This window comes from Arthrobacter sp. SAFR-023 (assembly GCF_051965295.1).
Lineage (GTDB): Bacteria > Actinomycetota > Actinomycetes > Actinomycetales > Micrococcaceae > Arthrobacter.
Genome location: NZ_JBQCMF010000010.1, coordinates 1 through 12,923 on the forward strand (window position 1 = coordinate 1; position 12,923 = coordinate 12,923).

At 66.9% G+C, this 12,923-nt stretch carries 9 protein-coding genes and 1 pseudogene; 3 read left to right on the forward strand and 7 right to left on the reverse strand.

All coding sequences use genetic code 11. The annotated features are described in order from the left end of the window. The 3 genes and pseudogenes from ACTHQX_RS11875 to ACTHQX_RS11885 form a co-directional block, all read right to left on the reverse strand. Window positions 1-725: pseudogene (locus tag ACTHQX_RS11875) on the reverse strand (HNH endonuclease signature motif containing protein); the annotation flags it as partial. A gap of 143 nt (window positions 726-868) precedes the next feature. Further along, complete coding sequence (locus ACTHQX_RS11880; RefSeq protein ID WP_440157908.1) at window positions 869-1,729, reverse strand: NAD-dependent epimerase/dehydratase family protein; 861 nt, start codon at window positions 1,727-1,729, stop codon at window positions 869-871. A gap of 8 nt (window positions 1,730-1,737) precedes the next feature. Continuing rightward, window positions 1,738-2,724 (reverse strand): MSMEG_6728 family protein, encoded by a 987-nt coding sequence (locus ACTHQX_RS11885; protein WP_440157909.1) that lies wholly within the window; start codon window positions 2,722-2,724, stop codon window positions 1,738-1,740. A 166-nt stretch (window positions 2,725-2,890) separates the two neighbouring features. Between ACTHQX_RS11885 and ACTHQX_RS11890 the strand changes: the two genes are divergently transcribed. Further along, window positions 2,891-3,517 (forward strand): hypothetical protein, encoded by a 627-nt coding sequence (locus ACTHQX_RS11890; protein ID WP_440157910.1) that lies wholly within the window; start codon window positions 2,891-2,893, stop codon window positions 3,515-3,517. Window positions 3,518-3,704: 187 nt separating this feature from the next. Here ACTHQX_RS11890 and ACTHQX_RS11895 read toward each other — a convergent pair whose 3' ends face one another. Together ACTHQX_RS11895 and ACTHQX_RS11900 are read right to left on the reverse strand one after the other, a co-directional pair. Then, the gene (locus ACTHQX_RS11895; RefSeq protein ID WP_440157911.1) at window positions 3,705-4,400 is read right to left on the reverse strand and encodes a transglycosylase family protein; all 696 of its coding nucleotides are present in this window, start codon (window positions 4,398-4,400) and stop codon (window positions 3,705-3,707) included. Window positions 4,401-4,699: 299 nt separating this feature from the next. After that, window positions 4,700-7,363, reverse strand: coding sequence for an ABC transporter (locus tag ACTHQX_RS11900; protein WP_440157912.1), 2,664 nt, complete (start codon window positions 7,361-7,363; stop codon window positions 4,700-4,702). A 203-nt stretch (window positions 7,364-7,566) separates the two neighbouring features. Between ACTHQX_RS11900 and ACTHQX_RS11905 the strand changes: the two genes are divergently transcribed. After that, window positions 7,567-8,535: an adenosine deaminase gene (locus ACTHQX_RS11905; RefSeq protein ID WP_440158043.1), complete on the forward strand. Its 969-nt coding sequence runs from the start codon at window positions 7,567-7,569 to the stop codon at window positions 8,533-8,535. 12 nt (window positions 8,536-8,547) lie between these two features. On the opposite strand, the gene ACTHQX_RS11910 is transcribed toward ACTHQX_RS11905, so the two are convergent. Next, complete coding sequence (locus ACTHQX_RS11910; RefSeq protein ID WP_440157913.1) at window positions 8,548-9,207, reverse strand: hypothetical protein; 660 nt, start codon at window positions 9,205-9,207, stop codon at window positions 8,548-8,550. 365 nt (window positions 9,208-9,572) lie between these two features. On the opposite strand from ACTHQX_RS11910, the gene ACTHQX_RS11915 reads away from it, so the two are divergent. Beyond that, complete coding sequence (locus ACTHQX_RS11915; RefSeq protein WP_440157914.1) at window positions 9,573-11,876, forward strand: FdhF/YdeP family oxidoreductase; 2,304 nt, start codon at window positions 9,573-9,575, stop codon at window positions 11,874-11,876. 45 nt (window positions 11,877-11,921) lie between these two features. Here ACTHQX_RS11915 and ACTHQX_RS11920 read toward each other — a convergent pair whose 3' ends face one another. Next, window positions 11,922-12,896, reverse strand: coding sequence for an aldo/keto reductase (locus ACTHQX_RS11920; protein WP_440157916.1), 975 nt, complete (start codon window positions 12,894-12,896; stop codon window positions 11,922-11,924). Window positions 12,897-12,923 lie beyond the last annotated feature (27 nt).

A 12,923-nucleotide genomic window follows, 5' to 3' on the forward strand; every position in this document is an offset into this window, starting at 1 on the left:
GGCCGGCCGGCGAGTCCGGTGCGGGGGAGTGTGGCGTCGGCGAGGGCGAGTCGGCGGCGTGCTTCGGAGGAGCTGATTCGGAGCCGGGTGCGGAGGAACTCGGCGGTGTTCCGGGACCCGTCATCGGCCGGCGACCAAGTCACCACACGGACCGGAACCGACTGGGCCGTAATGGAAGCCGAAGCCGGGGTCTCAGCGGGGGCGTCAATGGCAGCAGCTGCGGCGGATACGGCCGTGACGGCGGAGGGCTGAGCTCCGAGCGCCGTGGCGGCTTCGCGTTCAGTGCCCCAGCCCGTGGGCCAGCCGGCCGCGCGCCCGGCCGTCTCCGCGGCGTTGATCGCCTCCGTGCGCGTCCGCTCCACGGCCGCGGCAGCCTGCAGCTGAAGGTACTCGACGCGGCGGGACAGTTCCTCGGTGAGCTCCGCGAAATCAGCCGCGTCCTGGAAGCTCGCCGCGGCGAGCTCCGCCGGTGCCGAGCTGGTTGCGGTGTCCAGCGCCGCCAGGGACGCCTTCAAATCAGCAGTCACTGGGCGCGACGCCGGCACGTCGGCTGTGAAGCCGGCGGCAGCACCGCCGTCGGGCGTGTCCTCAATAGAGGCGTCAGAAAGGAAACCAGCGGAGGGGACGCTGCGGAACCCGGGGCCGCGCATCAGAGCGGCGGCGCTGAAGCCGGAGACGTCAGTCCCGGCTGCGGTATCCGCTCGATCTTCCCCAATGGCTTCCATAGGAAAACTTTCTCAACAGGATCTGACATTTTTAGGGGTGATCCGGGTCACTGGGGGCCATTAGTGAAAAGTTTTTGAAAAAACTTTTGGATCCCCTCCCAAGCCGTCCTCTTCCGCTGCATCGCACCCCGCCGCGCACGGAATCAGGGGTGGCGCACGCCCACTCCGGCAAGAATGTTGCGGTAACCCTCACGGAAGGTTGGGTACTTGAACGACAACCCTGTTTCCCGAAGCAGCGCGTTGCTGCACCGCTTGTTCCCACCGCGTGCTTCACCCACGTCTCCCGTGGGCGGGACGTCCAACCCCAACTCGGCCGCCAGAAAACGCAGGACGTCGCCCAATTCGGCCGGGTCGTTATCCACGCCGAGATAGACCGGCGACGGCACAGCACTCATGGTGCACAACTGCACAATGGCACCGGCGGCGTCGTCCCGGTGGATGCGGTTAGTGAAGCGAGGCTGGTCCGGGATGATGGCCGAGCCTGTCCGGACCTGATCGATAAGCCTGGTGCGGCCCGGACCGTAGATGCCGCCAAGCCTGAGCACGATGGCTGAGGTTCCGGTGCCATCGAGCCGCTTCAGCAGGAGCTCCTCTGCTTCGCGCATGATGCGGCCAGAAAATCCCCCGGGCTCCGGCGTCGTGTTTTCATCGATCCAGCCGCCTTCAGCGTCACCGTGGACGGCTGTGGAGGAGACGAAAAGGACGCGTTCGGGCGTCGCGCGGTCGCGCTCAAGAGCGTCGAGCACATGCGTTACGCCGTTCAGGTACGCGCTTCGGTATGCCTCTTCCGTGGGCGCGTCCGCTGCCACAGCAATAACGACGGCGGCCGTGTCCGCCGGGACAGGCGGCAGTTCGGCGGTGCTCAGGTTCGCCGCGACGCCCTCGATCTCCGCCGGCAGCTTGCTCGGGGAACGGCGCCAGCCCACCACACGGTGCCCTGCTGCAGCGAACCGCAGGCCCGCCTCGGTGCCGAGGTCGCCGCAGCCGGCGAGAAGGATAGTCATCCGCGGACCTAGAGAGCCGGGACCGGGAAGAAGACGCGCGGGTCCTGCAGCAGCGCCGGGTAGTCGAACTCTGACCGGTCGATGATGTCGGTGACCTGGAAGTTGCGGCCGAAGCGCCCGTCGTCGAGCGTGATCGGACGGCCCACGACCATTCCGACGGCGAACCTGCTGCCGCCGTCGAACGGGACGGCCACTGGCGATTTTCCGGGAAGCGTGGAGAAGGCTGCCTCCTGGCGCTGCCGCTTGCGCGACGGCTTCTTGACCAGCGGCTTGGCCGGAGCCTTCTTGGCCACCTTGGCCGGCCGGCGCGACGTTTCCTCCGCGTAGACGAACTGGTAGTCCTCTCCGGATTCCCCGGCGGCTCCGGAGCCACCCGAACCGCCGGAGGCATCGGAACCACCGGAACCGTCGCCGGCCGCCGAAGCGGCGCCAGCAGCGGAAGCCGCCCGCCCCACGGCCGGAAGCCCAACCTTGTCCAACCGCTCGGGGTCGCCGTGGCCGACGTGCTCGCGTAGGATCCAGAGAACCTCGCCCTCGGGATCCTCCGGGAGGAACTCGTGCCTGGGTTCCGGCCAGACGTACTCCAGGCCGTGCTCGGTGCCGGGGAAGACCTCTTCGTAGAACCGCGGGTCCTTGCGGATCAGGTTGGACCGGTGGCTCATGTGCAACTCGGGGTCGCCGAGCCACGGCGGAAGCAGGATCTTGGCAGCGTAGTCAGGGTGCGCAGCCTGCGGGGCAAACTCGCGGATGTTGTCCCGGGTGTTGTCGGCGAAACCGCGCTTGGTCCATTCGTCAACCATGGCGAGGCCGTACATGGTGAGGGCGGGAACGTGCCCCATCCACATCCGGATGGCGGGGTGTGACTGCCAGCCGTATTCCGGGATGACCAGCGCGCGGAGTGTCTGCAGCGCCTCTACGCGCTGTTTGCCCAGCCGGGGCGTGTCCAGCGCGGCCGCGCTTTGCCGGAAATCGGGATAGGGAAGGAAGGTTTGCATCCCTTCAGTCTGCCGTCCTTGGCGCCATGTGCCAATTGAAGTGCCGAGCAGCACAGTCAGCCGCCAAAATGGACAGTCGGGTGTTCACAATGTGGACCTGTGCATACGAAAGGTTGATTAAACCACTAAGATATCCGAAACCTCAACAGCGTCTGGAAGCCTACTCATGACTCTTACGTCCCCCGCGCCCCTGTCCTCCGCCCCCGCGGAAGCGAATTCACACGCGTCACAGGAGCCTCAGCTGTTCGTTCCGAAGTACGGCCAAATGCTGGGCGCCGACGCGAACGGGATCCTCGTTCTGGACGAGTTTACGCTTGATCCGGCCGCTGCGCGCAAGGACCAGCACCGTTTCCGCACTGCGCTTGCTTCCGTTGCGCTGACCCTGCGCCGTCTCGTCGCCCTGCGCGTCTTCATCGCAGTGGTGGCCGTCGCCAACCTGCCGCTCTTCCTGATGTCGACGGGCTGGTGGATCTATGCCGTCTCGCTGGCTCTGGTCATCGGTGTTCACGCTGCCGTGAACTGGCTGAACAAGCACGAGCCGCGCGTCAAGCACCGCCACGAGCTCGAACTGCACCTGCACCGCGAACGCAGCGACAACTACCGTAAGGTGCGCGACGCCGTGAAGTTCGTCGTCGACAGCCCCTCCCGCGTCAATGAGCACCTCTACCTTGAGCTGCTGCACGCCAAGCGGGTAGCGCTGCACCTCGCGTCGGGTACTGTCGCACTCCTCGACACCAGCGACGACGCCGCCTGGAAGGTGCGCATCGTCCGCGAACTCCCTGCTGCGGCCTAAGGCCGAAATAGTGACGCTTCCAGCCGTCACGCTATAGGCAATTAATCACGACGCCGGGCGTCCCCACTCAGGGGGCGCCCGGCGTCGTCGTTGGAGCCGTACAAAACGAAACCGGACGGCCCCCCGAAAGGGGACCGCCCGGCGTCGAGCTTTGATGCAGTGCCGCTAAGCGCGCCGACCAGCCAGATTAGGCAGGCAGCTGCAGGAGCTGGCCCACATACACCAGGTTCGGGTCGCTGATGGTGTCGGTGTTGGCGTCAGCGAGGTGCTGCCAGCCGCCCTGGATGCCGAGCTTCTGAGCGATCTTGCTCAGGGTGTCGCCTTCCTGGACCGTGTAGGTCTGGCCGCTCACGGCGACCGTGGCAGCGTGGCGGGCCTCGGCCGGTGCCTGGACCGGAACTTCGGCGGCCACCGGGGCCTGTGCCACGGGAGCCGCCTGGACCGGAGCCTGGACCGGAACGGCCTGCACGGGTGCGGCCTGAACCGGCGCGCTCTGGGGCAGGATCTGCGGTGCAGGAGCGCCACCGCCGCCGTTCAGGCCCAGCTTGGCGGAGCAGGCGGGCCATGCGCCCCAGCCCTGGGTAGCCTGGACCTTTTCGGCCACGGCGATCTGCTGCGCGCGGGAGGCGCCCTGGGGGGAGCCGGTTCCGCCGAAGGCGGCCCAGGTCTGCGGCGTGAACTGCAGGCCGCCGGAGAAGCCGTTGCCGGTGTTGGTGGACCAGTTGCCGCCACTCTCACACTGGGCGAGGGCGTCCCAGGTGGAGGCGCTGGCGGTAGGCGTGGCCGCGTTGGCGGCCGTGGCGGAGAGCGCCAGGGTTGCTGCGGAAACGGCGGCCAGGGTGACTCCACGGCGCGCGGCAGTATTGAATGTCGACTTTTTCATTATTGGGATGCTCCTGAGGCCACCCGCGCTCGGTCCGTCCCCGGACGTTGTCGCGCTACTGCCCGCCCCTGACGAACTAGAGGTCATTTCGGTATCCGCCGGCCGGGCAGTAACTGGTGGTGGCGGCACCGGGCATTCTTGGGCCCGCGTCGCGCGGGCATGTGTCCCACCCTAGAGGTGTCGGGCGCCGTTATCAAATCGAGATCTTTATTGACAGTCAAGCAGTTTAAGGGCACTCCAACCCGGCAGTTGGAGGGCCCAGGCCCGCCGGAACCGGGGACGGGGTAGTCGCCAGGTTGTTACCTCTCGGACGGGGATTTCAGGGCGGAAGCCAGGTACGGCGCCGTCCGGCTGTCCGGTGAACCGGCGACGGCGGCGGGCGTTCCCGAGGCAACGATCTCTCCGCCGGCGTCCCCGCCGGCCGGTCCGAGGTCGATCACCCAGTCCGCTTCCGCCACCACGTCCATTTCGTGTTCCACCACGACCACCGTGTTTCCCGCGTCCACAAGGCGCTGCAGCTGGGCCATGAGGAGCCGGACGTCTGCCGGATGCAGTCCGGTGGTGGGCTCATCCAGCAGGTACAGCGTGTGGCCGCGGCGGGCACGCTGCAGCTCGGTGGCGAGCTTGATGCGCTGGGCCTCTCCGCCGGACAGTTCGGTGGCAGGCTGTCCGAGCCGCAGGTAGCCCAGCCCGACTTCCCGGAGCGTCTGCAGGCTGCGGGCAGCGGCTGGAACGTCCTGCAGGAATTCCGCGGCGGCGTCCACAGTCATGCCCAGGACGTCGGCCACAGTCTTGCCGCGGTAGGTGATTTCAAGGGTTTCAGGGTTGTAGCGGGAACCGTCGCATTCCGGGCAGGGGCCGTAACTGCCGGGCAGGAAGAGCAGTTCGACGGCGACGAATCCTTCGCCCTGGCAGGTCTCGCACCGCCCGCCCGCCACGTTGAAGGAGAACCGTCCGCCCCCGTATTTGCGCGCCCGGGCTTCGTCCGTGGCGGCGAACTCCTTGCGCACAGCGTCGAAGAGCCCGGTGTAAGTGGCCAGGTTGGACCGGGGCGTACGGCCGATCGGTTTCTGGTCCACCGTCACCAGCCGGTCCACGTGGTGCAGGCCGGTCACGGTACCTACGCTCAGCGGGGCGCTGGGGTCGCCGTTCATCACGGACTGGTCCTCGTTGGCGCCCGATAGCCCAACGCCAGCGGCGTCTACGCCCTCGCCGTTGCCGTGCAGTTCGGATCCGACCACTTCGGCCAGGACATGGCTGACCAGCGTCGACTTGCCCGAGCCGGACACCCCGGTGACCGCCGTCAGTACCTGCAACGGGAACGCCGCGTCGAGGCCGCGCAGGTTGTGGCGGGAGATGTCCTTCAGTTCCAGCCAAGCACCAGGCTCCCGACGGCGGCCGGTACCGTCGCTGCTGTCAGGCGCGCCGCCGTCGTAAGCACCGCCGTCGTGAGCACTGCCGTCGACAGCACTGCCGCTGGAACCGTCCGGAACGAGGAACGGGCGCGTAACGGATGCCTCGACGGCTGCAAGGCCGGCCACCGGCCCGCTGTACAGGACTTCGCCGCCGCCCTCTCCTGCCCGCGGCCCCACGTCCACGAGCCAGTCAGCACGGCGCACAATATCCATGTTGTGCTCCACCACGAACACCGAGTTGCCCGAGGACTTGAGCTGCTCCAGTACCGCCAGGAGGGGCTCGGCGTCCGCCGGGTGCAGCCCGGCAGACGGCTCGTCCAGCACATAGACCACACCGAAGAGCCCCGAGCGGAGCTGGGTGGCGATCCGGAGGCGCTGCATTTCGCCGGGGGAGAGGGTGGGCGTGGAGCGGCCCAGGGCAAGGTAGCCGAGCCCCAGATCCAGCAGGACCGTGATGCGCTGGAAGAGGTCACGCGTGATGGCCACGGCCACCTCGTTGCCTTCGCCGGAGGACAGCTTGCGGGAGGCGGTTCCGGCATCCTTCAGATCGGTCGTCGGGCGGATGATGTCCGCCAGTTCGGCCATCGGCACCGCGTTGAGGTCGGCGATGGTCCTGCCTGCGAACGTGACGGCCAGGGCCTCCGGCGTGAGTCCGCTGCCGCTGCACCGCCGGCAGGGGCCGGTTTCCATGAAGCGGAGCACCCGTTCGCGCATGGTGTTGCTCTTGGAATCGGCCAGGGTGTGCAGCACGTGGCTCTTGGCGCTCCAGAACTTGCCCTTGTACGGTTTGGCCACGCGGTCGCGCTGGGGCATGATTTCCACCACCGGCTGCTCCTCGGTGAAGAGGATCCAGTCGCGGTCCTTCCGGGGCAGGTCCCGCCACGGCGTATCGACGTCGTAGCCCAGATGGGTGAGGATGTCGCGCAGGTTCTTGCCCTGCCACGCCGTCGGCCATGCGGCGATTGCACCCTCCCGGATGCTCAGCGACGGGTCCGGAACCAGGGACGCTTCGGTGACGGTGTGTGCCACGCCGAGACCGTGGCACTCGGGGCATGCCCCCGCCGCCGTGTTGGGCGAGAAGGCGTCTGAGTCCAGCGGGCTGGCTCCGGCCGGATAACTGCCGGCACGCGAGAAAAGCATGCGGAGCGAGTTGGACAGCGTGGTCACCGTTCCCACCGTGGAACGGCTGCTGGGGGTGCCGCGGCGCTGTTGAAGCGCGACGGCGGGAGGCAGCCCCGTGATCATCTCCACCTTGGGATTGTGGCCCTGCTGGATGAGGCGGCGGGCGTACGGCGCCACGGACTCGAAGTACCGGCGCTGGGCTTCGGCGTAGATGGTCCCGAACGCCAGGGAGGACTTGCCCGACCCCGAGACGCCGGTGAAGGCGACGATCGCGTCGCGGGGGACGGCCACATCAACGTTGCGAAGGTTGTTCTCGCGGGCGCCGCGCACCCGGACAAAGCCGTCAGCAGAATGGCGGGCACCGGTGCCGGCTTCCAGGCTCCAGTCCAGATCAGCCAAGGGGTCAGCATACTCTTCAGTCCGCATCTGTTCGACTCTACGGGCATAGCCCGTCCGGGGACTATTCTGCAGGGGTGAACACTTACGACACCGCCGCTGAACCTGTCGATCCCACTGCGTTTTCAGGTCAAGCTGCGCCTTCAGCTCAAACTGCACCTTTAGAGCAATCGGGGCCCGCAGCAGAAACTGCGCCTGCAGCTGAAGAGGAGCTGGTGGCGCCCCCGTCGCCGATGCCTTTGGCGGAGCTCCACCTGCACATCGAGGGGACGCTGGAGCCGGAACTGATCTTTGCGCTCGCTGAGCGGAACGGGCTCGAACTGCCGTACGCGGACCTGGATGAGCTGCGCAGCCGGTATGAGTTCAAAGACCTGCAGTCGTTCCTCGACCTGTACTACACCAACATGGCCGTGCTGCGGACCGAGCAGGACTTCGCGGACATGACCCGGGCCTACCTGGAGCGCGCTGCGGCGGCCGGGGTGCGGCACGCGGAAATCATGATGGATCCGCAGGCGCACCTCTCGCGCGGCGTCGCCCTGGAGACGTGCGTGAACGGCGTGGCCTCGGTCCTCGCCACATCGGAGGAGGAGTTCGGCATCTCGACGCTGCTGATCGCCGCCTTCCTACGGGACCTGTCCGAGGACTCGGCGCTGGAAGTCTTGGAGGGGCTGTTGGCGATGAACGCGCCCATCGCCGGCATCGGCTTGGATTCCGCAGAGGTGGGCAACCCACCGTCGAAATTCACGCGGCTATTTGCCCGGGCTGGCGAAGCAGGCCTGCGGAAGATTGCGCACGCGGGGGAGGAGGGCCCGCCGTCGTACATCGTTGAGGCGCTGGACGTCCTGGGCGTGGAGCGGATCGACCACGGGATCCGGTGTATGGAGGACCCGGACCTCGTGGAGCGGTTGGTCAACGACCGTGTGCCGCTGACGGTCTGCCCGCTGTCGAACGTCCGGCTCCGCGCGGTGGACATGCTGGCCGCGCACCCGCTGCCGGCGATGCTCGCTGCCGGGCTCAACGTCAGCGTGAACTCGGACGATCCGGCGTACTTCGGTGGTTATGTGGACAGCAACTTCGCCCAGCTCGAGTCGGTCCTGGGCTTGTCCGAATTCGACCGGGTCAGGCTCGCGGCGAACTCGATCAGCTCCTCGTTCGCAAGCGAGGAGCGGAAACACGAGCTGCTGGCCGAGCTGTCGGGCTAAGGTCCCGGCGGGTTACGGCTCGGGCGTGGCATCCGGCTGCTCGGAGTCGGCCCGGCCGCCTGTCGCTGAACCACTGGCAGCCGCTGCCGGGGCTCCCGTCCGGATGATCCACCAGCCCAGGGCCGCCATGACCAGCCCGATGGGGATCCCGTAAGGCGGCAGCCCTGCGTTGTAACCGAGGAACCCCGCGGCCACGAACGCGATGCCGATCCACGCGGGGAACATCCCTGAGCGCCAGCCGGCGATGCCAAAGAACATCCAGCCCAGGGCGAAGAGTATGTAGCTGGACAGCGCGCCGACGGCCAGCATTCCGGACCCTCCGGCGAGGATCGTGCCCGGGGCTACGTCGATAATCCAGGGGCCGGCGAAGCCGTCGAACCACATGTTGCCGGCCATGTCCAGGGTGCCCGCAAGTGCGAAGCAGAAGCCGACGGCGCCCAGTCCGCCGGCCCGGTCTGCGACCCGGAAGTAGACGCACACCAGGGCGATCGTGAGCGGGACGAACGCCACCCAGTACAGGGCGTTCGTGACCTGGAACGGAATCTGCCTCATCATCTCGATCCGGTCGAGGCTCCTGTCGGCGGCGAGCAGGCGGGCCACGTCCACGGCGGCGAAGACGAGGCCGGACACCTGGGCGATGGGCCCGGCGGCTCTGGCCAGCGGTGAGGACATTTTTTCCTCCTGTGGAGGGGAATGGCGGGTACTGATTCGGAGCACCGGCGCCGTTCGCCCGGTGCCGGCGACCCGCCGTCGTAAATTGCGTAGGCCAGCACAAAGAATGCCAGAAGCCTGCGGCGTTTTAGCCAGCCCATCCGACGGCGCATGTCGGCTCCAAACAGTTTCTGCAGGTGCACCTATTGTCCGCCCCTTCTGCGTTGGCGCACTAGCAGGCGCTGCGTCGCTGCGCCGCTGCCCAGGCGCGGGCCGAATGCTTGCAGGCGCCTTCCATAACTGCTAGTCCTGTGGGGAGGCAAGACCGCGGCGACGACGCCGCGGGCAGCAGTACCGGGACGATGCCGAGTCAAGGAGTGTGCAGCATGCCGCGCAAAAACCCAGACGTGGACGAGGCAGACGGCAAGGACCTGGAAGTCGGCAAGCCGAAGGAGTGGGCCGCCGGCATCCCTGGCGTCCTGCATTCCATGCAGCCAGCCATCAAGCACATGGGCCTGAGCAGGACCGAGAAGACGCTGCTGGCCCTGAACCAGAAGCACGGCTTCGACTGCATGAGCTGCGCCTGGCCGGACCCGGACCACCGCAAGACGTTTGAGTTCTGTGAAAACGGGGCCAAGGCCGTCACTTGGGAAGCCACGCCCGTGGTCATCGGATCGGACTTTTGGGCGGAGCATCCCGTCAGGGAACTGCGGCAGAGGACGGAGTACTGGCTCGGGATGCAGGGCCGCCTTACGGAGCCGGTCTACAAGCCGGCGGGGGAGGACCATTACCGGCCCGTGAGCTGGGACGAAGCCTTCAAGATTCTGGGGCGGAAGCTGAACGGCCTGGCAACTCCGGACGAGGCCGCCTTCTACACGAGCGGCCGGACGTCAAACGAGGCGGCCTTCATCTACCAGCTGTTCGTGCGGGCCTTCGGCACCAACAACCTGCCGGACTGTTCAAACATGTGCCACGAATCATCCGGCTCGGCGATGGGCCAGACCATCGGCATCGGCAAGGCCACCATCACCTACGACGACTTCGCCAAATCGCAGCTCATCATCATCATGGGTCAGAACCCGGGTACCAACCACCCGCGCATGCTCACCGCGCTTGAGGAAGCCAAGGAAGCGGGCGCCGGGATTGTGGCCGTCAATCCACTGCCGGAAGCCGGGCTGCTGCGGTACAAGAACCCGCAAAAGGTCAAGGGCACCATTGGGCACGGCAGCGATCTCGCGGACCAGTACCTGCAGATCCGCGTGGGCGGCGACATGGCGCTGCTGCAGGCCATCTCGAAGCGGGTCCTGGACGCCGAGGAAAAGAATCCGGGGACCGTGCTGGACCACCAGTTCCTTGAGCAGCACTGCGAGGGGCTGGAGGAACTCCGCGCCCACCTTGGGGGGCTGGACGACGAGGCAGTCCTCGCGGCCAACGGGCTCCGCAGCGACGAGTTTGACGAGCTCGCTGCCCGGTATCTGAAGGCGGACCGCGTCATCATCACCTGGGCCATGGGGATCACCCAGCACAAGAAGAGTGTGCCCACCATCAAGGAGATCATCAACCTTCTCCTGCTGCGGGGAAACATCGGCAAGCCCGGCGCCGGTGCCTCGCCGATCCGCGGGCACAGCAACGTCCAGGGGGACCGGACCATGGGCATCTGGGAGCAGATGCCGCCCACGTTCCTGGACGCCCTTGGCAAGGAGTTCGACTTCGACCCGCCGCGCGTCCACGGCGCTGACGCCGTGGAAACCATCCGAAGAATGCGCGACGGCGGGATCAAGGTTTTCATGGCATTGGGAGGAAACCTTGTGGCCGCCATCTCGGACACCCACGCTGCCGAGGCGGCCATGGAGAACACGGACCTCACCGTTCAGATCTCCACGAAGCTCAACCGCTCGCACACAGTGACAGGCAAAGAGGCGCTCATCCTGCCCACCATGGGGCGCACGGAGATCGACCTGCAGGAGTCTGGCCCGCAGTTCGTGTCCGTGGAGGATACTGTTTGCGCCGTGCATCCCTCGGCCGGAAGGGTCCAGCCTGTTGCGCCGAACCTGCTCTCCGAGGTGGCCATCGTCTGCCGGACCGCACGGGAGACGGTGGAGGGCAAGTCCAGCGCGGACTGGGCCGGGTTCGAGAAAAACTACGACCTCATCCGGGAGCACATTTCCCATGTGGTGGCCGGCTGTGAGGACTACAACAGCAAGATCCGGCAGGAAGGCGGCTTCGTCCTGCCCAACGGCCCGAGGGATTCGCGCACCTTCTCCACGCCCACCGGCAAGGCCATGCTGACGGTCAACCACTTGGAGAGCATTGAGCGGCCCGCGGGCACGCTGATCCTGCAGTCCATCCGGTCGCACGACCAGTTCAACACCACCATCTACGGGCACAACGACCGTTACCGGGGGATCAAGAAGGGCCGGGATGTGGTGTTCGTCAGCCCCGAGGACATCGCGGAGCTTGGCCTCAGTGACGGCCAGTTCGTGGATGTCCGTGGTGTGTACGAGGACAACGTGGAGCGGGTGATGCGGAAGCTGCGGGTCGTTTCGTATCCCACGGCCAGCGGCTGCGCGGCCACCTACTACCCGGAGGCCAACGTTCTGGTCCCGCTGGACAGCGTCGCGGAGGGGAGCAACACGCCGGCATCCAAGGCTGTGCTCGTGCGGCTGGAACCCAGCGCGGAGCCCGCTTAGCGCCCGGCAGGCACCAAGGAGACTCCCTCGGGTTAGGGGTTTACTTTAGGTGTCTATCGAGTTCATGTGCGGGTAACGCGCCCCTGCGGCAGCGCCCGCGGGGGCAAGTTCATCAAGGCGGGCAAGGTCCTCCGCTGAAAGCTCGACGTCGGCCGCGCCCAGGTTCTCGGCCAGGCGTTCGCGCTTCTTGGTGCCGGGAATGGGCACGACGTGCTCGCCCTGCGCGAGCAGCCAGGCCAGGGCGAGCTGCGCCGGACTGCACTGCTTCTCATCTGCGAGTTCCTTGACCCGGTCCACGAGTTGCAGGTTCCGGGTGAAGTTTTCGCCCTGGAAGCGGGGAGAGTGCCGCCGGAAGTCATCGGCAGCAAAATCGTCGGGGCTGCGCAGCTGGCCGGTGAGGAAGCCCCGGCCCAGGGGGCTGTAGGGCACGAAACCAATACCCAGCTCCGCCAGCACGGGGAAGACCTTCGTCTCCGGCTCCCGCTCCCAGAGTGAATACTCGGTCTGCAGCGCAGTGACCGGATGAACGGCGTGCGCCCTGCGGACGGTCTCAGCGCTGGCTTCGGACAGGCCCAGATGCAGGACTTTGCCGGCCTCGACGAGGTCTGCCATGGCTCCGACCGTGTCCTCGATGGGGACCGTCTTGTCCACCCGGTGCTGGTAATAGAGGTCAATGTGGTCCACTCCGAGCCGCTGCAGGCTGGCGTCGCAGGCGGAGCGGACGTACTCGGGGCGGCCGTTGATGCCCACCCAGGAACCGTCCTCCCGCCGCTCGTTGCCGAACTTCGTGGCCAGGACCACGTCGGAGCGCCGGTCCGCGATGGCCCTGCCGACCAGCTGCTCGTTGGTGAACGGGCCGTACATGTCAGCGGTGTCCAGCAGGGTTCCACCGGCGTCCAGGAAGGCGTGGATGGTGGCGATGGACTCGTTGTCGTTGCCGGTCCCGTAGAACTCGCTCATGCCCATGCAGCCGAGGCCGAGGCTGGAGACGGAAAGTGAACCAAGCGTGCGGGATTCCATGGGGCTCTCCTCAGGTAGGTTGCGGGA

Coding starts and splice junctions, on each gene's coding strand:
- ACTHQX_RS11890 (WP_440157910.1), top strand. CDS start 2,891: ATGACTCTTACGTCCCCCGCGCCCCTGTCCTCCGCCCCCGCGGAAGCG.
- ACTHQX_RS11905 (WP_440158043.1), top strand. CDS start 7,567: ATGCCTTTGGCGGAGCTCCACCTGCACATCGAGGGGACGCTGGAGCCG.
- ACTHQX_RS11900 (WP_440157912.1), bottom strand. CDS start 7,363: ATGCGGACTGAAGAGTATGCTGACCCCTTGGCTGATCTGGACTGGAGC.
- ACTHQX_RS11880 (WP_440157908.1), bottom strand. CDS start 1,729: ATGACTATCCTTCTCGCCGGCTGCGGCGACCTCGGCACCGAGGCGGGC.
- ACTHQX_RS11895 (WP_440157911.1), bottom strand. CDS start 4,400: ATGAAAAAGTCGACATTCAATACTGCCGCGCGCCGTGGAGTCACCCTG.
- ACTHQX_RS11915 (WP_440157914.1), top strand. CDS start 9,573: ATGCCGCGCAAAAACCCAGACGTGGACGAGGCAGACGGCAAGGACCTG.
- ACTHQX_RS11920 (WP_440157916.1), bottom strand. CDS start 12,896: ATGGAATCCCGCACGCTTGGTTCACTTTCCGTCTCCAGCCTCGGCCTC.
- ACTHQX_RS11885 (WP_440157909.1), bottom strand. CDS start 2,724: ATGCAAACCTTCCTTCCCTATCCCGATTTCCGGCAAAGCGCGGCCGCG.
- ACTHQX_RS11910 (WP_440157913.1), bottom strand. CDS start 9,207: ATGTCCTCACCGCTGGCCAGAGCCGCCGGGCCCATCGCCCAGGTGTCC.